The 23,636-nt window shown below is 69.7% G+C and carries 21 protein-coding genes; 13 read left to right on the forward strand and 8 right to left on the reverse strand.

Annotation, left to right across the window (positions count from 1 at the left end; translation table 11 throughout):
* Nucleotides 1–94: 94 nt before the first annotated feature.
* The 5 genes from ACSX1D_RS17715 (at nucleotide 95) to ACSX1D_RS17735 (ending at nucleotide 4,072) form a co-directional block, all read left to right on the forward strand.
* Nucleotides 95–388 carry a putative quinol monooxygenase gene (locus ACSX1D_RS17715; protein ID WP_439859755.1) on the forward strand — a complete coding sequence of 98 codons (294 nt, stop codon included), beginning with the start codon at nucleotides 95–97 and terminating at the stop codon, nucleotides 386–388.
* A gap of 9 nt (nucleotides 389–397) precedes the next feature.
* On the forward strand, nucleotides 398–1,414 hold the full coding sequence (locus ACSX1D_RS17720; protein ID WP_439859756.1) for a zinc-binding alcohol dehydrogenase family protein: 1,017 nt from the start codon (nucleotides 398–400) through the stop codon (nucleotides 1,412–1,414).
* Between the two features lie 112 nt (nucleotides 1,415–1,526).
* On the forward strand, nucleotides 1,527–1,796 hold the full coding sequence (locus ACSX1D_RS17725) for a DUF2790 domain-containing protein (RefSeq protein WP_439859757.1): 270 nt from the start codon (nucleotides 1,527–1,529) through the stop codon (nucleotides 1,794–1,796).
* A gap of 164 nt (nucleotides 1,797–1,960) precedes the next feature.
* Nucleotides 1,961–3,808: a PAS domain S-box protein gene (locus ACSX1D_RS17730; protein WP_439859758.1), complete on the forward strand. Its 1,848-nt coding sequence runs from the start codon at nucleotides 1,961–1,963 to the stop codon at nucleotides 3,806–3,808.
* 84 nt (nucleotides 3,809–3,892) lie between these two features.
* Nucleotides 3,893–4,072, forward strand: coding sequence for a hypothetical protein (locus ACSX1D_RS17735; protein ID WP_439859759.1), 180 nt, complete (start codon nucleotides 3,893–3,895; stop codon nucleotides 4,070–4,072).
* Here the strand turns inward: ACSX1D_RS17735 and ACSX1D_RS17740 are convergent.
* The 3 genes from ACSX1D_RS17740 to ACSX1D_RS17750 all read right to left on the reverse strand — a co-directional run bounded on the left by ACSX1D_RS17740 (nucleotide 4,069) and on the right by ACSX1D_RS17750 (nucleotide 9,657).
* Nucleotides 4,069–5,271: a multidrug effflux MFS transporter gene (locus ACSX1D_RS17740; RefSeq protein ID WP_439859760.1), complete on the reverse strand. Its 1,203-nt coding sequence runs from the start codon at nucleotides 5,269–5,271 to the stop codon at nucleotides 4,069–4,071. The genes ACSX1D_RS17735 and ACSX1D_RS17740 overlap by 4 nt on opposite strands.
* A 108-nt stretch (nucleotides 5,272–5,379) precedes the next feature.
* The gene (locus tag ACSX1D_RS17745; protein WP_439859761.1) at nucleotides 5,380–8,499 is read right to left on the reverse strand and encodes an efflux RND transporter permease subunit; all 3,120 of its coding nucleotides are present in this window, start codon (nucleotides 8,497–8,499) and stop codon (nucleotides 5,380–5,382) included.
* 12 nt (nucleotides 8,500–8,511) lie between these two features.
* The gene (locus ACSX1D_RS17750; RefSeq protein ID WP_439859762.1) at nucleotides 8,512–9,657 is read right to left on the reverse strand and encodes an efflux RND transporter periplasmic adaptor subunit; all 1,146 of its coding nucleotides are present in this window, start codon (nucleotides 9,655–9,657) and stop codon (nucleotides 8,512–8,514) included.
* Between the two features lie 147 nt (nucleotides 9,658–9,804).
* Here ACSX1D_RS17750 and ACSX1D_RS17755 point away from each other — a divergent pair, with 147 nt between their 5' ends.
* Nucleotides 9,805–10,428, forward strand: coding sequence for a TetR family transcriptional regulator (locus ACSX1D_RS17755; protein WP_439859763.1), 624 nt, complete (start codon nucleotides 9,805–9,807; stop codon nucleotides 10,426–10,428).
* 22 nt (nucleotides 10,429–10,450) lie between these two features.
* Here ACSX1D_RS17755 and ACSX1D_RS17760 read toward each other — a convergent pair whose 3' ends face one another.
* Nucleotides 10,451–10,648 carry a heavy-metal-associated domain-containing protein gene (locus ACSX1D_RS17760; protein ID WP_439859764.1) on the reverse strand — a complete coding sequence of 66 codons (198 nt, stop codon included), beginning with the start codon at nucleotides 10,646–10,648 and terminating at the stop codon, nucleotides 10,451–10,453.
* A 156-nt stretch (nucleotides 10,649–10,804) separates the two neighbouring features.
* Here ACSX1D_RS17760 and ACSX1D_RS17765 point away from each other — a divergent pair, with 156 nt between their 5' ends.
* From ACSX1D_RS17765 to cueR, 3 genes are all read left to right on the forward strand, one after another.
* Nucleotides 10,805–11,194, forward strand: a complete 390-nt coding sequence (locus ACSX1D_RS17765) for a hypothetical protein (protein WP_439859765.1) — start codon at nucleotides 10,805–10,807, stop codon at nucleotides 11,192–11,194.
* Nucleotides 11,195–11,258: 64 nt separating this feature from the next.
* Nucleotides 11,259–13,676, forward strand: coding sequence for a heavy metal translocating P-type ATPase (locus ACSX1D_RS17770; RefSeq protein ID WP_439859766.1), 2,418 nt, complete (start codon nucleotides 11,259–11,261; stop codon nucleotides 13,674–13,676).
* Complete coding sequence (gene cueR / locus ACSX1D_RS17775; RefSeq protein ID WP_439859767.1) at nucleotides 13,673–14,074, forward strand: Cu(I)-responsive transcriptional regulator; 402 nt, start codon at nucleotides 13,673–13,675, stop codon at nucleotides 14,072–14,074. Before ACSX1D_RS17770 ends, cueR begins: the two co-directional genes overlap by 4 nt.
* 206 nt (nucleotides 14,075–14,280) lie before the next feature.
* Here the strand turns inward: cueR and ACSX1D_RS17780 are convergent, their stop codons facing one another.
* From ACSX1D_RS17780 to ACSX1D_RS17795, 4 genes are read right to left on the reverse strand one after another with little or no spacing between them, the layout of a single operon-like run.
* Nucleotides 14,281–14,868 carry an HAD family hydrolase gene (locus ACSX1D_RS17780; protein WP_439859768.1) on the reverse strand — a complete coding sequence of 196 codons (588 nt, stop codon included), beginning with the start codon at nucleotides 14,866–14,868 and terminating at the stop codon, nucleotides 14,281–14,283.
* Entirely contained in the window at nucleotides 14,865–15,734 is an 870-nt protein-coding gene (tesB, locus tag ACSX1D_RS17785) for an acyl-CoA thioesterase II (RefSeq protein ID WP_439859769.1), read from the reverse strand. Before tesB ends, ACSX1D_RS17780 begins: the two co-directional genes overlap by 4 nt.
* A 21-nt stretch (nucleotides 15,735–15,755) precedes the next feature.
* Complete coding sequence (locus ACSX1D_RS17790; RefSeq protein WP_439859770.1) at nucleotides 15,756–17,357, reverse strand: SagB/ThcOx family dehydrogenase; 1,602 nt, start codon at nucleotides 17,355–17,357, stop codon at nucleotides 15,756–15,758.
* The gene (locus tag ACSX1D_RS17795) at nucleotides 17,354–17,917 is read right to left on the reverse strand and encodes a GNAT family N-acetyltransferase (protein ID WP_439859771.1); all 564 of its coding nucleotides are present in this window, start codon (nucleotides 17,915–17,917) and stop codon (nucleotides 17,354–17,356) included. The genes ACSX1D_RS17790 and ACSX1D_RS17795 overlap by 4 nt, the downstream gene beginning before the upstream one ends.
* A gap of 68 nt (nucleotides 17,918–17,985) precedes the next feature.
* Between ACSX1D_RS17795 and ACSX1D_RS17800 the strand changes: the two genes are divergently transcribed.
* The 4 genes from ACSX1D_RS17800 (at nucleotide 17,986) to ACSX1D_RS17815 (ending at nucleotide 23,508) form a co-directional block, all read left to right on the forward strand.
* Nucleotides 17,986–18,906, forward strand: coding sequence for a histone deacetylase family protein (locus tag ACSX1D_RS17800; protein ID WP_439859772.1), 921 nt, complete (start codon nucleotides 17,986–17,988; stop codon nucleotides 18,904–18,906).
* A 331-nt stretch (nucleotides 18,907–19,237) separates the two neighbouring features.
* Complete coding sequence (locus ACSX1D_RS17805) at nucleotides 19,238–21,178, forward strand: DNA topoisomerase III (RefSeq protein WP_439859773.1); 1,941 nt, start codon at nucleotides 19,238–19,240, stop codon at nucleotides 21,176–21,178.
* 314 nt (nucleotides 21,179–21,492) lie between these two features.
* Nucleotides 21,493–22,152 carry a TIGR04211 family SH3 domain-containing protein gene (locus ACSX1D_RS17810; protein WP_439859774.1) on the forward strand — a complete coding sequence of 220 codons (660 nt, stop codon included), beginning with the start codon at nucleotides 21,493–21,495 and terminating at the stop codon, nucleotides 22,150–22,152.
* A 117-nt stretch (nucleotides 22,153–22,269) separates the two neighbouring features.
* Complete coding sequence (locus ACSX1D_RS17815) at nucleotides 22,270–23,508, forward strand: TIGR03862 family flavoprotein (RefSeq protein WP_439859775.1); 1,239 nt, start codon at nucleotides 22,270–22,272, stop codon at nucleotides 23,506–23,508.
* Nucleotides 23,509–23,636: the final 128 nt, after the last annotated feature.

Raw genomic sequence — 23,636 nt, forward strand, 5'->3', positions numbered from 1 at the left:
TTCAAAAAAATATTGAAAGAGACTCTAGTATCAGGACGTTTTTCTCGACAATCAAATAGCCGACCATGGGCGCTTCTCGAGCCGGAGTCGCACCATGTCAACGCCCCTCACCCTGATCGTCACCCTCATCGCACGCCCTGGCCAGGCCGCTGCCGTCGAGGCCGCTCTGCGCCTGCTGATCCCCTCCAGCCAGGCCGAAGCCGGTTGCCTGCAATACAACCTGCATCGCCACCGGGACAACCCGCAGCGGTTCAGCATGATCGAACAATGGCAAGACCGCGCCGCGCTCGACGCCCATGAACGGAGCGCCCACTTCCTGAGCTTTGGCCGCACCTGCGCCGGCCTGCTGGAACAGGTCGAACACCAGCCAATGCACCGTATTCTCTGAGGAGACGCCATGAAAGCCATCGCCTACTACCAGTCCCTGCCCGCCACCAATGCCGACGCCCTGCAGGACGTGCAGCTGGCCGAACCCACCCCCGGTCCGCGCGACCTGCTGGTGGCCGTCAAGGCCATCTCGGTCAACCCGGTGGATAGCAAGATCCGCAACAAGGTCGCGCCGGAGAACGGCGAGGCCAAGGTGCTCGGCTGGGACGCCAGCGGCATCGTCCAGGCGGTGGGCAGCGAGGTCACGCTGTTCCAGCCGGGCGACCGGGTGTTCTACGCCGGCGCCATCGACCGTGCCGGCGCCAACAGCGAGCTGCACGTGGTCGATGAGCGCATCGTCGGCCATATGCCGAAGACCCTGGGCTTCGCCGAGGCCGCCGCCCTGCCGCTGACCGCGATCACCGCCTGGGAACTGCTGTTCGAGCGCCTGCAGGTCGCCGAAGGCAAGGCCGGCCTGGGCCAGAGCCTGCTGATCGTCGGCGCCGCCGGCGGCGTCGGTTCGATGCTGGTGCAGCTGGCGCGTAAGCTCACCGGCCTGACGGTGATCGGCACGGCCTCGCGTCCCGAGACCCAGGCCTGGGTGCGCGAGCTCGGCGCCCACCATGTACTCGACCACAGCAAGCCGTTGAGCGAGGAGCTCAAGCGCATCGGCATCGACCAGGTGACCCATGTGGCCAGCCTGACCCAGACCGACCAGCACTTCGACCAGCTGGTCGCGGCCCTGGCCCCCCAGGGCCGCCTGGCGCTGATCGACGACCCGGTGCAACCGCTGGACATCATGAAGCTCAAGGCCAAGAGCCTGTCGCTGCATTGGGAGCTGATGTTCACCCGCTCACTGTTCCAGACCGACGACATGATCGAGCAGCATCGCCTGCTGGAGCGGGTCGCCGGCCTGATCGACGGCGACGTGCTGAAGACCACCCTGGGCGAGCACTTCGGGCGCATCGACGCGGCCAACCTGCGCCGCGCCCATGCCCTGCTGGAGAGCGGCAAGGCCAAGGGCAAGATCGTCCTCGAGGGCTTCTGAACCCGGGCCTGGCCCCGCCAGGGGCCAAGCCGACCAACGGCCTGACGGCCGCGTAACGGCCTCCGTGCTGCCACGTCCATATCTATGTAGGGCAACGCAGGAGGTCACCCAGATGAAACGCCTTATACCCCTCGCACTCGTCGCCGCCTTCGGCTTCTCGGCTGCTGCGCAGGCACAATCCCCGCTGCTGCAGGACGCCAGCCAGATCGAGCCGGTGGACTACCACTACGGCCTGAAGCTGGACGTACACAAGGTCATCCACATCACCGACAACTCGGACAAGGTCGGCGTGGTTCCCGCCACCATCACCTATCTCGACAGCCAGGGCAGGCTGCACAAGGTCAACTATCTGGAACTGGGACGCGCTAACGACGGCAATTAATTCCCAGTCCTGCTATCTTGGCGCCTGGCCCAGGTCCAGGCGCCTATCACGCCTCTCGCCCCCGGCCGCCACCCTCTAGACTGCAATCAGCTCAGTGACTGCCAGCGCGCGTGCCCGGCACGCCCAGCCTGCGCCCGTGAACATCCGATATATCGGTGGTAAGGATGCGACCCGAACTAGTAGCCCCACTGCGCCTGACCGGCGTATACGCCCTCTTCGGCACCGCCTGGATTCTCTCCAGCGACCAGCTGCTGGCCATCGCGGTGTCAGAGCCCACGCTGATCATGCGTCTGCAGACGCTCAAGGGCCTGGCCTTCGTGCTGCTCAGCTGCCTGCTGATCTTCTATGTCAGCCACCGCGATCGCCAGGCGCAGAGCCAGTTGCTCGGCGCCCTGACGCGCAACACCCGGCTGCTGCAGCAGGCCCAGCGCAACGCGGCGCTGGGCAGCTGGGAATACCAGGGTCGCTTCCACTGGAGCCCGGAGGCGCTGGAGCTGCTGGGCCGCGATGCCGGCAACGCCTCGAGCAACCTCGAACAACTGCTCACCTGGCTGCACCCCGCCGATCGCCAGGCGGTGCAGCGCGCCGTCGACGGCCTGCTCACCCAGCACAAGGCACTGAACATCGGCGCGCGCCTGCACCAGCCGCACCGCCAGCAGGTCACCTGGCTGATGCTGCGCGGCGAGGTCGACGGCGACGGGCAGATCCTCGGCACCCTGCAGGACATCAGCAGCCAGAAGCGCGACGAAGTGGCCCTGCGCGAGAGCGAACAGCGCTTTCGCCAACTGTTCGAACAGACCCCGCGCATCGCCGTGCAGGGCTACGACCGCGATCGCCGGGTGGTCTACTGGAACGCCGCCAGCACCCAGCTGTACGGCTACAGCGTGCAGGAAGCCCTGGGCAAGCGCCTGGAAGACCTGATCGTGCCGCTGCCGGCGCGCAACCAGGTGGCCAGCGCGATCAATCACTGGCTGCTCGGTGGGCCGCCGACCCCGGCCGCGGAAATGCAACTGCAGCGCAAGGACGGCAGCCCGGTGTGGGTCTATTCCAGTCGCTCGCTGCTGCGCGACAACCGCGACCGCCCCGAGATCTATTGCATCGACATCGACATCAGCGAGCACAAGAAGCTCGACGACCAGCTGCGCGCCAGTGAAGCCGGTTACCGCGAGCTGGTCGAGCAGCTCGCCGAGGTGATCGTGAAGACCGATGCCGGCGGCCACCTGAGCTTCCTCAACCCGGCGTGGGAACGCCTCAGCGGCTACGTCGCCTACGAGAGCCTCGGCCGCCTCCTGGCACGCTTCTTCGAGAGCAGCGACGGCGCGTGCCTGGCCCAACAGCTGAGCGCCCTGGCCAACGGCGAGCAGGCCAGCCTGCGCGGTGACTACCGCCTGCTGACCCGCCATGGCCAGCTGCGCTGGGTCGAGCTGCAGCTCAGCCGCCGGCCGGACAACAGCCTCAGCGGCAGCCTGCGCGACAACCACGAGCACCATCTCCAGCAGCAGCTGCAACTGGCCCGCGGCGCGCTGCTGGAGGGGCTGTTCGAGCGCCAGCCGCTGACGCAGATGCTCGAGGCCATCTGCCTGCGCCTACAGGCGCTGCTCCCGCAGATGCGCGCGGCCATCATGCTGCAGGACCCGCAGCAGCGCCTGCACCTGGTCGCCGCGCCCGACCTGCCCGAGCCCTATCGTCAGGCCATCGATGGCGTCCAGGCCGGCGCCGAGGTCGGCTCCTGCGGCCATGCCGCCTACAGCGGCGAGCTGGTGATCGCCGAGGACCTCGACACGCACCCCTACTGGCGCGACTTCCGCGACGAGGCCCGCAAGGCCGGGCTGCGCGCCTGCTGGTCGGTGCCGTTCAAGGATGACCAGGGCCGAGCCATCGGCACCCTGGCCATCTATCCGGATCGCCCCAGCCGGCCGAGCAGCCTGGACATCGCCCTGGTCGGCGGCTTCGCCCAGCTGGCCGGGCTGGCCGTGCAGCGCAGCGCCGGCCTGGTTCCGCAGCGCCACTGACCACCGGTCGCGTGCTTGACCCGAACCGGGGAAATGTCACCCACGCTGGCTAGACTGCTGCTTCCCTGCGAGGAGGAGCCCAGCGTGAATATCCACATCCAGTCATTGCGCACGGCCGAAGGGCTGCGCTGGCAAGTCAGTTTCGCCAAGCACAGCGTGAGCTTTCGCAGCGAGGCCGAGGCCCGCCTGTTCGTCGCCACCCTCGAGGCACGCCTGCGCGCCCCGCACCCGCTGCCGCCGGCCGAGCAACGCGCCGCCGGCTAGCCGGGGCCTCCGCTCAGCGGCTGCGGCAGCCGCCGCTCGGACCACAGGGTCAGGCGCGATGCCATGGTGGCCAGCACGCCACAACCGCAGATCACCGCCGCCATCGGCCAGGCCGTGCCGTCGTGCAGCGCACCGACCAGGGCCGCGGCACTGGCGGCGATGGCGAACTGCAGGCTGCCGAGCAGGGCCGAGGCGCTGCCGGCATGCCGCCCCTGGCCGGCCATGGCGCAAGCCGTAGAGTTGGGCAGCAGCACGCCGAGGCTGGCGATGCAGCCGAACAGCGGCAGCAGCAGCGGCCACAGCGCCGCGGGCTGGCCCAGGGCAACGACCAGCAGGGCCAGGCTGCAGGCCAGATAGAACCACACCAGGCGCCGCAACCAGTAGCCCGGGCCATGGCGCGCCACCAGCCAGGCATTCAGCTGGGCGGCGAGGATGAAGCCGGCGGCATTGCTGCCGAACAGCCAGCCGTAGTGCGCCGCCGGCACGCCGTACAGCTCGATGAAGACGAAGGGCGAGCCGGCGATATAGGCGAACATCCCGGCGATCGACAGGCCGCCGGTCAGGGCGTGGCCGATAAAGGGCCGGTCGCCCAGCAGCCGGCGGTATTCGCCCAGAACGCCACTCAGGGACGCCGGGGCGGCCTCCTGGCTCAGTGTCTCGGGCAGCCACAGCGCTACCGCCAGCATGCACAGGGCGGCGAACAGCGCCAGGCAGAGGAAGATCGACTGCCAGCCCAGGCTGCTCAGCAGCAGGCCGCCGGCCAGGGGCGCGAGAATCGGCGCGATACCCATCACCAGCACCAGCTGGGAGAACACCTTGGCCGAGGTGATCGGGTCGCACAGGTCGCGCACCACCGCGCGGGTCACCACCATGCCGGCGCAACCGCCGAGGGCCTGGACGAAACGCGCGGCGATCAGCGTCTCCAGGCTGCTCGCCAGGGCACAGGCCAGGGACGCCAGGCCGAACAGCAGCACCCCGACCAGCAACGGCCGGCGCCGGCCGAAGCGGTCGGCCAGGGGGCCGTAGACCAGCTGGCCGAGGGCCAGGCCGACGAAATAGGCGGCCAGGGACAGCTGCACGTGCTCGACGTCGGTGGCGAAGGCCCGCGCCAGGGTCGGGAAGCTCGGCAGGTAGAAGTCGATGGCCAGGGGGCCGAAGGCGCACAGGGCCCCGAGGATCAGCAGCAGACGTAGGTTCATTCGCTCTCTCGCATGTTGCGCCCGGAAGGCTGCCGGCACCGGCCCAGTCAGTAGGGTACGCCGCGCGCACCGAAAAACTGCCCCCTGCCGGGGTGCGCACGGCGCACCCTACATACTTTGCTTGCCCCTCCCGGTGAGTTTTTCGGCCAGGGATTCGACCAACAGGTAGAACATCGGGATCAGGAAGATCGCCAGCACGGTGGCCGCCAGCATGCCGCCGATCACCCCGGTGCCGATCGAGTGGCGGCTGGCCGAGCCGGCGCCACTGCTGATGGCCAGCGGCAGCACGCCGAGGATGAAGGCCAGCGAGGTCATGATGATCGGCCGGAAGCGCAGCCGCGCCGCCTCCAGCGCCGACTCGAACAGGCCCATGCCCTGCTGGCGGCAGAGCACGGCGAATTCGACGATGAGGATGGCGTTCTTCGACGCCAGGCCGATCAGGGTGAGCAGGCCGACCTGGAAGTACACATCGTTTTCCAGGCCGCGCAGCCACACCGCGAGAATCGCCCCGAACACGGCGAAAGGCACCGCGGTGACCACCGCCAACGGCAGGGTCCAGCGCTCGTACTGGGCGGCGAGAATCAGGAACACCATGATCAGGCCGAAGACGAAGGCGATGCTGCCCGAGCCCTGGGTCGCCTGTTCCTGGAACGCCGAGCCGGTCCAGCCGATGCTGTAGTCGCTGCCCAGCACCTCATCCGCCACCTGCTGCACCGCCGCCAGGGCCTGGCCGGAACTGTAGCCGGGCGCCGGCCCGCCGAGGATCTTCGCCGCCGGGTAGACGTTGAAGCGCGCATAGGTGTCGGGCCCGAGCACCCGCTGCACCTTGACCAGGGTCGCCAGCGGTACCAGCTCGCCGCCGGCCGCGCGCACGTAGACCTGGGACAGGTCCTCCGGCTTGCGGCGGAAGTCCGCCTCGGCCTGCAGGCTGACCTGGAAGGTGCGGCCGTACAGGCTGAAGTCGTTGACGTAGTAGCTGCCGAAGGTCGCCTGCATGGCGGTGAATACCTCGTTGATCGGCACGCCCAGGGCCCGCGCCTTGGTGCGATCGAGGTCGATGTAGTACTGCGGCACGTTGGCGCTGAAGGTGCTCTGCACCCCCGCCAGCTCGGGACGCTGGCGCGCCGCCTCGAGGAACGCCGCGACCTTCTGCGCCAGCTGCGCGGTGCCGCCGCCGCTGCGGTCCTGGATATAGCCCTCGAAGCCGCCGGTGGTGCTCATGCCGCGGATCGGCGGCGGGTTGAAGGTCATCACCATGCCGTCCTTCTGCGCCGCGCCCATGCCCATGAACGCGCGCGGCAGGTTGCGCGCGTCGAGCTCCGGCGTGGTGCGCTCGCTCCAGTCCTTGAGCGGCACGAAGGACACCCCGGCATTGCTGCGGGTGCCGAAGGTGAGGATGTCGAAGCCGGCGAAGGTCACCACGTTCTCCACCGCCGGGTGGGCCATCAGCTGCTCGGTGACCTCGCTGGTCAGCGCCTCGGTGCGGGTCAGAGACGCCGCCGGCGGCAGGAAGTAGGCGTTGATTACGTAGCCCTGGTCCTCGCTCGGCACCAGGGAAGACGGCACCCGGCCGAACAGCACCAGCATCAGCGCGATCATCGCGCCGAACAGCAGCAGGCCCAGGGCGCTGCGCTTGAGAAAGAAGCGCACGCCGGCGCTGTAGCCGTCGGTCAGCCGCTCGAACAGCCGGTTGAAGGCGCGCAGCGGCGCCGCCGGCTGCTGCTGCCCGGGCTTGAGCAGCAGCGCGCAGAGCGCCGGGCTCAGGGTCAGGGCGACGATGCCGGAGATCACCACCGACACGGCGATGGTGATCGCGAACTGCTTGTACATCTCCCCGGCCAGTCCGCCGAGGAAACCCACCGGCACGAACACCGCGCAGAGCACCAGGACGATGGCGACGATCGGCCCGGTGACCTCGCCCATCGCCTTGATGGTCGCCTCGCGCGGCCCCAGCTTGTCGTTGTGCATCACCCGCTCGACGTTCTCGATCACCACGATGGCGTCGTCCACGACGATGCCGATGGCCAGCACCATGCCGAACAGGGTCAGCAGGTTGATCGAGAAACCCAGCAGGTACATGCCGGCGAAGGTGCCGATCAGCGACACCGGAATCGCCAGCACCGGGATCAGCGTGGCGCGCCAGTTCTGCAGGAACAGGAAGACCACCAGCACCACCAGCACCAGGGCCTCGAAGAAGGTGTTGATCACCTCCTGGATCGACACCTTGACGAACTTGGTGGTGTCGTAGGGGATCTTGTAGGTGATGCCCTCGGGAAACTTCTGCGCCAGGCGCGCCAGGGTGTCGCGCACCGCCTGGGCGGTGTCCAGGGCGTTGGCCCCCGGCTGCAGATAGATGCCGAAGGCGGCGTTCTGCTGGCCGTTGAGAGAGGTCATCAGCGAGTAGTCCTGGGCCCCCAGCTCGATCCGCGCCACGTCCTTGAGCAGCAGGCTGGCGCCGGTGGCATCCGAACGCAGGATCACGTTCTCGAACTCCTCGGGGTCGGTGAAGCGGCCCTGGGTGGTCACCGTGTAGGTGAAGTCCTGCTCCTGCTGCAGCGGCTGCTGGCCGAAGCTGCCGGCGGCGAACTGCGAGTTCTGCTCGCGGATCGCCGCGACCACGTCGCTGGGGGTCAGGTTGAACTGCGCCAGCTTGTCCGGGCGCAGCCAGATGCGCATGGAGTAGTCCTTGGAGCCGAACTGGCGGGCATCGCCGACCCCCGGCAGGCGCTTGAGCTCGTCGATCACGTTGATCAGCGCGTAGTTGCTGATATACACCGGGTCGCGCGAGCCGTCGGGGGAGAACAGGTTGACCACCTGGAGGATGTCCGAGGACTTCTTCTCGACCCGCACCCCCTGCCGGCGCACCTCTTCCGGCAGCTTGGCCAGGGCCGCCTGGACCCGGTTGTTGACGTCGATGGTGGCCTGGTCCGGATCGGTGCCGACCTGGAAGTACACCGACAGGCTCATGGCGTTGCCGCCGGAGTTGGACTGCTGGTAGATCATCCCCTGCACGCCGTTGATCGACTGCTCCAGGGGCGCCGCCACCGTCTCGGCGATCACCTGGGCGCTGGCCCCGGAATAGCTGGCGCTGACCGACACCTGGGGCGGCAGGATCTCCGGGTACTGGGCGATCGGCAGGGCGCGCATGGCCATCAGGCCGGCGAGAACGATGACCACGGAGATGACCGAGGCGAACACCGGGCGGTCGATAAAGAAGCGTGAGATCACGGGCAACGCTCCTCAGGACTGCTTGTCGGTTACGGCGGTGGGCGCGGCGATGCTCACCGGGGCATCCGGGCGCACCTTGGGCAGCCCCTCGACGATCACCCGTTCGCCGGCGCTGACGCCGGACTCGATCACCCAGCGGCCATTGGCCGTGCGCCCGGTGCTGACCTGACGCTGACGGGCGATGCCCTGCTCGTCCACCACATAGACGAAGGTGCCGCGCGGGCCCTGGGCGACGGCGCGCTCCGGCACGGTGATGGCGTTGGCCAGGCTGATGCCCTTGACCAGCACCCGCACGAACTGGCCGGGCAGCAGCTGCTGCTCCGGGTTGGGCACCACGGCGCGGACGCCGACGGTACCGGTGCTGCGGTCGACCAGGCTGTCGGTGAAGTCCACCTTGCCCTCCAGCGGATAGCGGGTACCGTCGCCGAACTGGATCTCCACGCGCATCTGCTTGCCATCCAGGGTCAGGGCGCCGCTCTGCAGACTGCCGCGCACGTTCTCCACGTCACGATCGGGGGCGGCGAAGTTGACGTAGATGGGGTCGAGCTGGGTGATGCGGGTCAGCAGGCTGGCATTCGGATCGCCGGCGATCATCAGGCTGCCCTCGGACACGGTTTCCTTGCTGGTGATGCCGGAGATCGGCGCCTCCACCGTGGTGTAGTCGAGGTCGATCTGCTTGGACTGCACCTCGGCCTCGGCGGCCTGGATATTGGCCTTGCTCTGCTCGAAATTGGAGATCGCATTGTCCAGCTCGCTCTCGCTGGCGAAGCCCTTCTTCTGCAGCTCGCGGATGCGCTTGAGGTCGCGCTCGGTCTGCCGGTAGCGCGCCTGCTCCTGGGCCAGCGCGCCCTTGGCCCGCGCCAGGGCGGCCTGGTAGGTACGCGGGTCGATGCGGAACATCACCTGGCCCTGCTTGACCGGGCTGCCCTCCAGGTAGGTGCGCTCCTGCAGGATGCCGCTGACCTGGGCGCGCACCTGCACCTCGCGAAAGCCCGCGGTGCGAGCCGCATACTCGAAGACCAGCGGCAGTGGCGCGGCCTCGACGGTTTCCACCAGCACTTGCGGGGGCGGCGGCGCGTCGGCCGCCTGGACGGCAGACAGCCAGATACTGCAGGCGAGAACGCCGAGGGCGAGAGGAAGGTGGCGGGCAAAGGACATGGGTGTCTCCGGGACAGCGCGGGGCAGAGTGCAGAAGGAAGGGGATGCTAGTTACATACAAGGCTGTTTGTAAACGCCTGACTGGCGCTAAAATCACGACAGACTGTTGCACAGACCTTGAGCCTAGCCGGAGCGCCCCCGACCGCCATGCGCCGCACCAAAGAACAAGCCGAGCAGACCCGCGCCGAGATTCTCGCCGCCGCCGAGACCCTGTTTCTGGAAAAAGGCGTGGCCCATACCGGCCTGGAGCAGATCGCCAGCCACGCCGGGGTGACCCGCGGCGCGGTGTATTGGCACTTCGCCAACAAGGCGGACCTGTTCAACGCCCTGCTCAACCAGGTGCGCCTGCCACCGGAACAGCTGGCCGAGCGCCTGGCCGGCTGCGACGACGGCGCCCCCCTGCTGTCGCTGCGCAACCTGATCATCGAAGCCATCGAGAACCTGGCCCGCGACGAACGGCAGCGGCGCATCTTCACCATCCTCCTGCACCGCTGCGAGTTCACCGACGAGTTGCGCGAGGCCGAGCGCCAGCACAGCGACTTCGTCAACCTGTTCATCCGCCTGGTGGAGGACCTGCTCAGCCGTCCCGCATGTCAGGCGCGCCTGCACCCGGGGGTGACCCCGCGCCTGGCCGCCCGTGCCCTGCATGCCCAGGTGGTCGGCCTGTTCACCGACTGGACCCGCGACCCGGCGCTGTTCGATCCCTGGCAGGAGGCTGCCGGCCTGATCGACGCGGTGCTGCGTGGGCTGGTCCGCGACTGGCGGGCCTGAGTCCTGGCCGGCACATGGCCGCTCAAGCCAGGCTGACGCTATAGCCCTCCTCGAAGATCGCCTCGATCAGCGCCTCGCTCGGCAACGGGCTGTCGATGCGTACCTCGCCGGCGACCAGGTCGACCTGCACCTCGGCGAGCGGATCGCGATCGCGCACCGCGTCGGTAATGGCCCGCACACAATGACCGCAGCTCATGCCCTGCACCTTGAACACCTGCATGGTTCCACTCCTCATGTTGCCCATGGCCCGGCCGGGATGGCCGCTGGCTCGAGGCCAGTGTCCGCCTTGCCATGGCGGCAAGGTCAAGACCGGCGCTTGCCCGGTCGGCGAAGCTCGACCAAGCTCAAGACTCCCCCGCCGACTGGGAGCCACCGCATGTCCCGCTGGATCCTTGCCCTGCTCGCCTGCCTGCCCTGCACCCTCGCCGCGGCCCAGGCGCTGGCTCCCGCGACCACCCAGGCCGCCGGCTATGCCGTACTGATCGTCTCGCGCGAGCGCCTGCAAGTGGCCACGCCCTGCGAGATCGGCCTGTACCTGCACGAGCAGCTGGCCGCCCGCCTGCACCAGAGCCAGTCGGTGGCCTTCAACCTGCCACCCGGCAAGGTCGCGCTGCGCCTCGCCAGTCTCGGCAGCGGCAGCTGTCAACCCGGCATCGCCGCGCCCCACCGCGAGGAGGTCGACCTGCAGGCCGGCGAAGTACGGCGCCTGCGTATCTCCCAGGATGCCAGCGGGCTCCATCTGCTGGCGGCGCCGAGCATGCCATGACCGGGGCTTGACCTTACCCATGGGTCAAGGTTGATCCTAGGGGCGAACCCAAGGGAGACCATCCATGTCCAGCCTGACCACCTTCGATCTGCCCGTAGCCGGCATGACCTGCGCCAGCTGTGCCGGCCGCGTCGAGCGTGCCCTGCGCAAGCTGCCCCAGGTCGCCACCGCCAACGTCAACCTGGCCAGCGAGCAGGCGCGCGTCGAGGCGCCCGAAGGCAGCCTTGCCGCGCTGATCGCCGCCGTCGAAGGCGCCGGTTACCAGGTGCCGAGCGAGCCGCTGGAACTGGCCATCGACGGCATGACCTGCGCCAGCTGTGTCGGCCGCGTCGAACGCGCCCTGACCCGGCAGCCGGGCGTGCTGGCGGTCAGCGTCAACCTGGCCAGCGAGCAGGCGCAACTGCGCATCGCGCCAGGAACCGATCCACAGCCGCTGCTGCAGGCAGTCGCCGATGCCGGCTATTCGGCCAGCCTGCTGGATATCGACAAGCCGACCCGCCCCAGCGCCGAGCGACTGCTGCAGCGCGAGCGCTGGCACCTGCTGGCGGCCATCGTCCTGTCGCTGCCGCTTGTGATCCCGATGCTCCTCGAGCCCGTCGGCCTGCACTGGATGCTGCCGGCCTGGCTGCAGTTCGCCCTCGCCACACCGGTGCAGTTCTTCCTCGGCGCCCGCTTCTACCGCGCCGCCTGGCAGGCCCTGCGCGCCGGCGCCGGCAACATGGATCAGCTGGTCGCCCTGGGCACCAGCGCCGCCTACGGCCTGAGCCTGTACCAATGGGCAGTGGCTCGGCCCGGGGTCATGCTCGAGCTGTACTTCGAGGCATCGGCGGTGATCATCGCCCTGATCCTGCTGGGCAAGTACCTGGAAAGCCGCGCCAAGCGCCAGACCAGCAGCGCCATTCGAGCCCTGCAGGCCCTGCGCCCGGATCAGGCCCGGCGCCTGCGCGACGGCCGCGAGGAAATGGTCGCCCTCAGCGCCCTGGCCCTGGGCGACCGCATCCTGGTCAAGCCCGGCGAGCGCTTCCCGGTCGACGGCCAGGTGCTCGAAGGCCAGAGCCACGCCGACGAGGCGCTGATCAGCGGCGAGAGCCTGCCCCAGCCCAAGCAGCCAGGCGATGCGGTCACCGCCGGGGCGATCAACGGCGAGGGCCGCCTGCTGGTCGAGACCACGGCCCTGGGCGCGGAAACCGTGCTGGCCAAGATCATCCGCCTGGTCGAAGACGCCCAGGCGGCCAAGGCGCCGATCCAGAAGCTGGTGGACCGGGTCAGCCAGGTGTTCGTCCCGGCGGTGCTACTGATCGCCCTGGCCACCCTGCTGACCTGGCTGCTGCTCGGTGAGTCCCTGACCACGGCCATGCTCAACGCCGTGGCGGTGCTGGTGATCGCCTGTCCCTGCGCCCTCGGCCTGGCCACCCCGACCGCGATCATGGCCGGCACCGGGGTGGCGGCGCGCCACGGCATCCTGATCAAGGACGCCGAGGCCCTGGAGGTCGCCCACGGGGTCGCGGTGGTGGCCTTCGACAAGACCGGCACCCTCACCTCCGGCACGCCGAAGATCGCCCACCTGCAGGCCCTCGATGGCGACGATGACGAGCTGCTGCGCCTGGCCGGCGCCCTGCAGCGCGGCAGCGAGCACTCGCTGGCCAAGGCCGTGCTGGACGCCTGCAGCGAACGCGAACTGAGCCTGCCCGAGCTGGCCGACAGCCAGGCGCTGCCCGGCCGCGGCATCGCCGGGCGAATCGGCGAGCGGCGCCTGGCCCTGGGCAATCGCCGCCTGCTCGAGGACTGCGCCCTGCAACCGGGCGAGCTGGCCGAGCAGGCCCGGCAGTGGGAGGCCGAGGGTCGCACCCTGTCCTGGCTGCTGGAGCAACAACCGCAACCGCGGGTGCTGGGCCTGTTCGCCTTCGGCGACACCCTCAAGGACGGCGCCGCCGAGGCGGTCGCCTACCTCAAGGAGCAGGGCATCGACAGCCACCTGATCAGCGGCGACAACCGCGGCAGTTGCGCCGCCGTGGCCGAGACCCTGGGCATCGGCCAGGTGCATGCCGAGGTGCTGCCGGCGGACAAGTCGAAGCTGGTCGACGAACTCAAGGCCGGCGCGACGGTGGCGATGGTCGGTGACGGCATCAACGACGCGCCAGCGCTGGCCGCCGCCGACGTCGGCATCGCCATGGGCAGCGGCACCGACGTGGCCATGCACGCCGCCGGCATCACCCTGATGCGCGGCGACCCGCGCCTGGTGCCGGCGGCCCTGGACATCAGCCGGCGCACCTACAACAAGATCCGCCAGAACCTGTTCTGGGCCTTCATCTACAACCTGGTCGGCATCCCCCTGGCCGCCCTGGGCCTGCTCAACCCGATGATCGCCGGCGCGGCCATGGCCGCCTCCAGTGTCAGCGTGGTGAGCAACGCCCTGCTGCTCAAGACCTGGCGACCCAGGTCCCTGGGCTCGACACAGGCGAACACGGGAGACGCGCGATGAATATCGGCCAGGCCGCACGCAAGACAGGGCTCAGCGCCAAGATGATCCGCTACTACGAGTCCATCGACCTGCTGCCGGCCGCCGGACGCAGCGACAGCGGCTACCGCCAGTACGGCGCCCAGGACCTGCACCGCCTGGCCTTCATCAAACGCGCCCGCGACCTCGGTTTCTCCCTGGCCGAGGTGGCCAAGCTGCTGGCCCTGTGGCAGGACCGCGGGCGCGCCAGCGCCGACGTCAAGGCCCTGGCCGCCGGGCATATCGCCGAGCTCAACCACAAGATCGCCGAACTGACCGGCCTGCGCGACACCCTGCAGGAGCTGATGGACCACTGCCAGGGCAACCACCGCCCCGACTGCCCGATCCTCAGGGACCTGGAGTCCGGCGGCAGTCACCACTAGCCGAACGAACGTTCCGTCGGGTGCGCCTGCGCACCACCGGGCAATCGGACACCGGGTGCGCGCGGCGCACCCTACTCGCCTGGGAACGCCGCAGGGTGGATGACGCTTTCTTCATCCACCTCGGCGACACAATCGGTGGTTCGATGAGAGTGTAGGGTGCGCCATGCGCACCACTAAGTGGCCCCCAGCGGGCGCGCGGCGCCCCCCTACAGCGCCTGCTGCAACGCGTGGCAATCCACGGCGAAATGATCGACCAGCTCGGGCCAGGGATTGTCCGCCAGGTTGACCAGCACGCTGCAGGCCCCGGCGGCGCGGGCGCATTCCAGGTCGAAGCGGTAGTCGCCGACCATCACCAGCTCGCCCGGTGCCACCTGCCAGCGCTCGGCCAGGTGCAGCAGGCCGCCGGGGTGGGGCTTGGGCGGCGCCTCGGCGCGCCCGACTATGTCCGCCGTGGCGAAGCAGTCGCCCAGGCCGATCGCCTGCAGGGTCAACAGCGCCAGTTCGTGGGCGTTGCGGGTGAGGATGCCGAGCCGGCAGTCGCGCGCCCGCAGGGCCCGCACCAGCTCGACGGCCCCCGGCGCCGGCCGCGCCCGCAGCGCCAACTCACGCTCATGCTCGAGCAGCCAGGCATGCTTGGCCGCCGCCTCGTCCTCGGGCAGGCTCGCCAAATGCTGGAGGATGTCGTGTTCCTGGGGAATCGCCAGGGTGCGCTTGATCGCCGCGAAGTCATGGGCCGCCAGGGTCAGGGTGCCGTCCATGTCGAACACCCAGTGGCGCGCCGCAGCCAGTTTCACTTCCAGTCCTCGCGCAGGCGGATCAGGCCTTCCTGGGCCACCGAGGCGACCAGCTGGCCCTGGCGGTTGAACACGCTGCCACGGGAGAAACCGCGGGCATTGCCGGCCCAGGGGCTGTCCATGGAGTACAGCAACCAGTCGTCCAGGCGCAGGTTGCCGTGGAACCACAGCGAGTGGTCGAGGCTGGCGACCTGCATGAAGCGCTGCCAGACCGACACGCCGTGGGGCAGCATCGAGGTGGTCAGCAGATTGAAGTCGCTGGCGTAGGCCAGCAGGTACTTGTGTAGCTGCGGATCGTCCGGCAGCTCGCCGGCGGCGCGGAACCACACGTGCTGGACCGGCTCGCTGCGCTCGGGGGCGAAGGGGTTGGCCACCGTCACCGGACGGATCTCGATCGGTTTGGCACCCACCACCCGCTCGCGGATGCGCTCGGGCAGGGCGTCGGCGACCAGACTGGCCAGCTCGGTCTCCGACTGCAGGCCTTCCGGGCCCGGCACGTCGGGCATCGGATTCTGGTGGGCAAAACCCTCCTCGTCGTACTGGAACGAGGCGCTGCAGGTGAAGATCGGCTGGCCCTTCTGGATCGCCGTTACCCGCCGGGTGCTGAAGCTGCCGCCATCGCGGACCCGGTCGACCTGGTAGACCACCGGCAGGCTGGCGTCGCCCGGGCGCAGGAAGTAGCCGTGCAGCGAGTGCACGTGGCGCTCGGCCTCGACCGTCTGGCTGGCCGCCGACACGCACTGGCCGAGCACCTGGCCGCCGAACAGCTGGCGGAAGCCCAGGTCCTGGCTGACCCCGCGGAACAGGTTCTCTTCGATGGCCTCCAGGCTCAACAGGGCGACCAGTTCGTCCAACACCTGACTCATGCTGCATCTCCTCTGGGCCGCCTAGGTCGGCGGCAAACGGTGTTCGGGATAGGCCGGCAAGGTGGACAAGCGTTCGTCCCACAGGGCACGGCCGATGGTGAAATGGTAAAGACTTTGCCAGCGGCTGTCGGCAAGTCCGAGCAATTCGTGCACCGCCTCGTCGAAATAGCAGCCGATGCCGGTGGCCGACAGCCCCGCCGCCTCGGCCTCCAGGTACAGCAGCTGGCCGATCTGCCCGCACTCCCAGTACAGCCGCGGGTAGCGCCAGGGGCCATCGGCCAGCGCCGCGTCGAAGCGCGCCAGCATGGCCACCGCGACGCAACCGTCGCTGGCGATGTCCTGGCCGCAGGAGAGGAAACCGGCCAGGCCGCGGGCGTCGCCCTCCAGCAGGCGGTACAGCGGCAGCTCGGCGTCGACCCGCTGCCACAGGAAGTCCTCGCGCAGGCCGTCCTGGATCTGGCCATCGCTGCGCGCCAGCCAGTACAGGCCGGGCATCAGCCCCTGCACCCGGTGGACGAACAGCAGCAGGTCGACCGCCGCCGGCTCGCCGCTCACGGCCAGGGGCACCGGCGAGTTGGCCGGCAGCAGCCGGCGCAGCCAGGCCAGCAGCAGCTCGGCGTGAATGCCGCTCTTGCCGTCCATGGCCTGGGCGCTGCGCCGCCGATGCAGGATCGGCCGTAGCGGCAGTCCCGGGTTGTCCGCCTGAAGCCGCCCCGGCTCGGCGTTCCAGGCGGTGACGGGCAGGGCCGGGGCACGGCACAGCGCATGCACCCGCGCCAGCTCCGGCCAGTCGCGGTAGTGACGCGACAGGCGATTCGGCGCGCCGGTCAGCTCAAGCCGAGCGATGCCTTGCAGCAGCGTGCCAGGCAAGGCGAACTCGGCGTCCTGGGCCGGGCCGACCCACAGCAGGCAATCGCCGTGCTCAGCCTCGTGGAAGCCCTCGCGGTCCAGCCCCAGCAGGCCGTCCAGGCGCGCCTCGGCGACCCCGCGCAGCAGGCGCACCTGCCAGCCCAGGGTACTGGCGGCAATGGCCACGGCGGCCAGGGCGTGGCCGAGGTCGTGCTGGCAATAGCGATAGGCGCGCTCGCCGTACTTCCAGGCCTCGCGCCAGAGGATGCTGGCCAGGCCGAGCAGCAAACCGCCGGCCGGCAGCGCCTGGCTCAGCGGCTCGGCCAGGGCCGCCGGCAGCTCGGCGCGCACCTCCAGGGCGTGCGCGTCCGGCGCGTAGTGGGCCAGCAACGCCCCCTCCTCCAGGCTGCCCGCCGGCAACAGCAGGTAGGCCTCGGTCGGGTGCAGGTTGCCGGACGAGGGGTTGACCCGCAGCGCCCAGCGGTTGCCGCCGGCCTCCTTCCAGGCCGACAGCCCCAGGCTGTCGTACAACAGCTGGGAGACGCTGGCCCGGTTCAACGGCGCAGGCGTGCCCAGGGGCGCGGCAAACACCGCGTCGTAGCCCGGCGACTCCTCCAGCGGGCGCTGGTACAACTCGATCAGCCGGGCGCCGGCGTAGCGGCGAAACGGCGCCGGCTGGGTCGCCCAGTCCAGCCGCCCCGGGCCCGGGGCGAAGCGCTGCGGCTGGTGCTTGCTCAGCTGGTGGTAGGCGCGCACCTGGTCGATCTCGTTCATCGGCCCGCCTCCCAGTCGGCGCGACTCAGGCGATAGAGCATATGCCGGCGCAGCCGATGGCCTTCCGCCAGGGCCGGATGGTCGAAGTCGCCGGCCGGATCGTGGCGCATGCCGATGGCCTGCATGAGCCGCTGCGAGGCTAGGTTTTCCGGCGTGGTGAAGGACACCACCTGCGCCAGGCCCAGCCGGGTGAAGCCACAGGCCAGGGCCGCGCGCGCCGCCTCGCTGGCCAGGCCCTGACGCCAGTGGCTGCGGGCCAGGCGCCAGGCGATCTCCACCGCCGGGCAGAACGGCGCGGCGAAGGTCACCGGGCGCAAGCCGGTGAAGCCGATGAAGGCGCCGCTGTCCTTGCGCTCCAGGGCCCAGAAACCGAAGCCGTGCTCGGCGAAGTCCGCCTCGATGCGCTCGGCCACGCGGTCGCTCTGCTCAGGGCTGAGGCAGGCGGGAAAATGCCGCATCACCTCGGGGTCGCCGTTCATGGCGGCGAAGGCCGCCCGGTCATCGGCGCGCCAGCGGCGCAGCAGCAGGCGCGGGGTGTGCAGTTCGATCGAGGCAGGCATCGGCCCTCCGCTTGAGTCAGAACCGGCGGCGCCGCCATACTCGTACGCTGCCGAAAAGAGCCCATTGTATGCCGCTGCCGCTGGTCTACCACGACGATTACAGCCCGCCCTTCCCGGCCGAGCACCGCTTCCCCATGGACAAGTTCCGCCTGCTGCGCGACCACCTGGTGGCCAGCGGCCTGGTCACCGACGCCGAACTGCTGCGCCCGGAACTCTGCCCACCGCAGGTGCTGGCCCTGGCCCACTGCCCAGCCTATATCGAGCGCTACATGAGCGGCGAACTGCCGCGCGAGGACCAGCGCCGCCTCGGCCTGCCCTGGAGCGAGGCCCTGGCCCGGCGCACCGTGCGCGCGGTGGGCGGCTCGCTGCTGGCCGCCGAACTGGCCCTGCAGCACGGCCTGGCCTGCCACCTGGCCGGCGGCACCCACCACGCCCACTACGACTTCCCGGCCGGCTTCTGCATCTTCAACGACCTGGCGGTGATCGCCCGCTACCTGCTGGCGGCCGACCAGGCGCAGCGCGTGCTGATCTTCGACTGCGACGTGCATCAGGGCGACGGCACCGCGCGGCTGCTGGCCGACTGCCCGGAGGCGATCACCGTGTCGCTGCACTGCCAGCAGAATTTCCCGGCGCGCAAGGCCGAGAGCGACTGGGACATCCCCCTGCCCCGGGGCATGGGCGACGCCGAATATCTGAAGGTGGTGGAGGATGCGCTGAACTACCTGCTGCCGCTGTACCAGCCGGACATCGTGCTGTACGACGCCGGCGTCGACGTGCACCGCGACGATGCCCTGGGCTACCTGCAATTGAGCGACCAGGGCCTGGCCGCCCGCGACGAAGCGGTGCTCCGCCACTGCCTGGGCCGCGACATCCCGGTGATGGGGGTAATCGGCGGCGGCTACGACAAGGACCGCGCCGCCCTGGCCAGACGCCACGGCATCCTGCATCACAGCGCGGCCAGGGTCTGGGCCGAGCGCGGCTTGGGCTGAACGATTCGCCCAGCCAGTAGCCTGGATATCCCCCTCGGTGGAAAAGGCTCCGCCGTTTTCCACCCTACGCGAGCTGGCAGGCCATGCAGGGTGGACAACGCTCCGCTTGTCCACCGATCGGCTAGCCTGGATCCCCCTGTACTCGCGCACGATCACAAGTCGTACCGGCGGCGAGCCCACCCCGCCGCGCCCGCTGGAAAACACTCCCCCCTGCTGACTCAAGGCAGATGATTCGGCGACACATTAACTGTACATGCATACAGATAATTCTTGCCCGAACGGCGCTTTCTGCCCATGCTTGGCGCCATCGCGACCCTCAGTGCCGAGCGCCATGCGTCTATTTCTGTGTGAAAAACCCTCCCAGGCCAAGGACATCGCCAAGGTGCTCGGCGCCAACCGGCGTGGCGACGGCTGCTGGCTCGGCGCCAACCTGACGGTGACCTGGTGCATCGGCCACCTGCTGGAGACCGCGCCGCCGGATGCCTACGACGCCCGCTACAAGCGCTGGAACCTCGCCGATCTGCCCATAGTCCCGCAGCAGTGGAAGATGCTGGTCAAGAGCAAGACCGCCGGCCAGTTCAAGGCCGTCAAGCGCCTGCTCGGCGAGGCCGACGAGCTGGTGATCGCCACCGATGCCGACCGCGAGGGCGAGATGATCGCCCGCGAACTGGTCGAGCACTGCCGCTTTCGCGGGCCGATCCAGCGCCTGTGGCTGTCCGCCCTGGACGAGGCCTCGATCCGCAAGGCCCTGGCGGCGCTCAAGCCGGGGGCCGCGACCTTCAACCTGTACCACGCGGCGCTCGGGCGCTCGCGCGCCGACTGGCTGATCGGCATGAACATGAGCCGGCTGTTCACCCTGCTTGGGCGCCAGTCCGGCTACCAGGGCGTGCTGCCGGTGGGCCGGGTGCAGACGCCGACCCTGCGCCTGGTGGTGGACCGCGACCGCAGCATCGCCGCCTTCGTACCGGTGCCCTACTGGGCCATCGAGGTGCAGCTGGAAAGCGCCGGCACGGCCTTCAATGCCCAGTGGCGCGCCGCGCCGGATGCCTGCGACGAGCAGGGCCGCTGCCTCATCCAGGCGCTGGCCCAGCAGGCGGCCGATGCCATGACGGCCGCCGCCAGCGCCCGCCTGGAGCGCCTGCGCACCGAGCGCATGCGCGAGGTCGCGCCCCTGCCGTTCGACCTGGGCACCCTGCAGGAAGTCTGCTCCAAGCGGCTCGGCCTGGGCGCCCAGGAGACCTTGGACATCGCCCAGGCGCTCTACGAGACCCACAAGCTCATCACCTACCCGCGCAGCGATTGCGGCTACCTGCCATTGAGCCAGCACGGCGAGGCGCCGGCGATCCTCGCGGCCCTGGGCCGCGCCGATCCGGCCTTGGCCGAGCTGATGCCGCATATCGATCCGCAGCGCCGCTCGCGGGCCTGGAACGACGCCAAGGTCGCTGCCCACCACGGCATCATCCCCACGGCAGTCGCGCCGGACCCAAGCCGCCTGGCCGGCAAGCCACGCGCGGTCTACGAGCTGATCCGCGCCCGCTACCTGGCGCAGTTCCTGCCCGACCACCAGTTCGACCGCACCCAGGCCGACTTCGACTGCGCCGGACAGGCCCTGCGCGCGGTGGGCAAGCAGATCGTCGAGCCCGGCTGGAAGCGCGCCCTGCCCCAGGCCCTGGCTGCGGCCAGGAACGGCGACGACACCGCCACGCAAGCCCTGCCGTCCCTGCGCGAGGGCCAGGCCTGCGCGGTCGCCGCCGTGCACCTCAAGGACCAGCAGACCCAGCCGCCGAAGCCCTTCACCGAGGGCGACCTGATCAAGGCGATGAAGAACGTGGCCAGGCTGGTGGACGATCCGCGCCTCAAGCAGAAGCTCAAGGACACCACCGGCATCGGCACCGAGGCGACCCGCGCCGGGATCATCCAGGGCCTGCTCGAGCGCGGCTACCTGCGCAAGCAGGGCAAGGCCCTGGCCGCCACCCCGGCCGCCTTCAGCCTGATCGACGCGGTGCCCCGGGCCATCGCCGACCCCGGCACCACCGCCATCTGGGAGCAGGCCCTGGACATGGTGCAGAGCGGCGAGATGAGCCTGGACGAGTTCGTCGCCAAGCAGTCGGCCTGGATGAGCAAGCAGGTGCAGCGCTGCGCCGGCTTGCGCCTGAGCATCAGCGGCCCGGCGGCGACCCGCCCGGCTGCCGCTCCCTGGAAGAAGAAACGTCGGGCGGGCAAGGCCAAGACGGCCACCAGGCGCCCGCGCAAGACCCCGGCTCCGGGCTGATCGCGCCGCGCAATGGCACCGGTGTAGGCCTTTCCCGCCCCCGTCTTGCTCGCCTCGCGCCCCTCGCTTCAGCCATCGGCGTCACGCGCCCGGTAGGACGCCTCGCCGAAATGAGTGAACCCACGGCGACATGAGCGGTCTGTGTCCGGGAGGCCTCAGGGATGACGCGGCGGGTCCAGATCGATTCCCCCTCCTCTCGCCCGACCGCTCCGGGCGTGCCAGCCGGGTCGGCTGGCACCACGCGCAGGGCAGCGGCCCCTGCTTTCACCGGCCCGGTCATCGGGGCCTTTACCCTTATTCACGTGAAGATAGCCATGTCCCCAACCCATCACCTTTCGTCCCCGGGCTCCGGCCTTTCCCGACGCCTGCGTCGCGTCTTCGCCGGCGCCCTGCTCGGCCTGCTGGCCAGTGGCCTGGCCCAGGCCGCCGGCAATCAGCGCTGGGTCAGCGACAGCTTGCAGACCTACGTGCGCAGCGGCCCGACCGACGGCTACCGCATCGTCGGCACCCTCAAGTCCGGGCAGAAAGTCGAGCTGCTCGCCACCCAGGGCGACTACAGCAAGGTGCGCAGCGAGTCCGGCGACAGCGTGTGGATTCCCAGCCGCGACCTGCAGGAGATGCCCGGCCAGGCCGAGCGCCTGCCCCAGCTGGAACAGCAGGTGACCGAACTCAGCGCCCAGCTCAAGAACATCGACGACAGCTGGAAGACCCGGGTCCAGGGCCTGCAGGAGACCCTGGACTCGCGCAAGGCGCTGATCGACGAGCTGCAGGCCACACGCAAGGCCCTGACTGCAGAACTGAGCGCGACCCAGTCGGAGCTGCGCAGCACCCAGGCCCAGCTGGGCGATGAGAGCAACCGCCTGCTAATGCGCTACCTGGTCTATGGCGGCGGCATCGCCGGCGCCGGCCTGCTGCTTGGGCTGATCCTGCCGAGCATGACCCGCCGGCGCAAACGCAACGATCAGTGGTCCTGAGGCGGTCGCGGGCTGCCACGTCCCGCTAGCGCACGAGCGTTGCTCAGGCATCCTCGGAGGCGTCGACGGCGCGCTGCGGTAGAATGCGCCGTCTCCACCTCGACTCGCCCCGCAACCATGACCGATTCCCCACGCGCCCCTGCTCCACACGTCGCCATCATTGGCGGCGGCCCCGCCGGCCTGATGGCCGCCGAGGTGCTGGCCCAGGCCGGCGTTCGCGTCGATCTGTATGACGCCATGCCCTCGGTGGGCCGCAAGTTCCTTCTGGCCGGGGTCGGCGGCATGAACATCACCCACTCCGAGGCGAAGGACGCCTTCCTCTCGCGCTACGGCGCGCGCCGCGAGGCGATCGCCCGGCTGCTGGCGGACTTCGACGCCGACCGCCTGTGCCAATGGATTCATGGGCTGGGCATCGACACCTTCGTCGGCACCTCGGGCCGGGTGTTCCCCACCGACATGAAGGCCGCGCCGCTGCTGCGCGCCTGGCTCAAGCGCCTGCGCGAACTGGGCGTGCACATCCATACCCGGCATCGCTGGCTGGGCTGGACCGCGGACGGCGCCCTGCATCTGGCCACGCCAAGCGGCGAGATAAGCGTGCAGGCCGACGCCACCCTGCTGGCCCTGGGCGGCGGCAGCTGGGCGCGACTGGGCTCCGATGGCGCCTGGGCGGCGCTGCTGCAGGGACGCAGCATCGAAGTCGCACCGCTGCAACCGAGCAACTGCGGCTTCGAGGTGACGGACTGGAGTGCGCTGCTGCGGGAGAAGTTTGCCGGTGCGCCGCTGAAGAACGTCAGCCTGCGCCTGGACGACGAACCGCAGCGCCTTGGCGAGTTCGTCCTCACCGCCACGGGCGTCGAAGGCAGCCTGGTCTACGCGCTGTCGGCCGCCATCCGCGAGCGGATCAACCAGGCCGGCAGCGCCACCGTCTACCTCGACCTGCTGCCGCAGAGCCCGCTCGGCAAGGTGCAGGCGGCGCTGAGCAAACCACGCGGCTCGCACTCCATGGCCAAGCACCTGCATCGCCAGGTGGGCATCGACGGGGTCAAGGCCGCGCTGCTGCGCGAGCTGGCGCCGAAAGACTGCTTCGCCGAACCGGCGCGCCTGGCCGCCGCACTCAAGACCCTGCCACTGGCGCTGGTGCGACCGCGGCCGCTGGACGAGGCCATCAGCAGCGCCGGCGGCGTGCCGTTCGAGGCGCTGGATGAACGACTGATGTGCACGCGGCTACCCGGCCTGTTCTGCGCCGGCGAGATGCTCGACTGGGAAGCGCCGACCGGCGGCTACCTGCTCACCGCCTGCTTCGCCAGCGGCCGCGCCGCCGGGCTGGGCATGCTCGACTGGCTGAAAAACCCGTAGGGTGCGCCGCGCGCACTATAGCCAACGCGTGCTGATGCCATTGGTGCGCATGGCGCACCCTACTGTTTCCGGCCGCCCTTGGCCGGGCGTGCTGCCTACCTCAATGCGGCCGCGACAGGTGATCGCCC

It is taken from the genome of Pseudomonas sp. MBLB4136 (genome assembly GCF_051904765.1).
Classification (GTDB): Bacteria; Pseudomonadota; Gammaproteobacteria; order Pseudomonadales; family Pseudomonadaceae; genus Aquipseudomonas.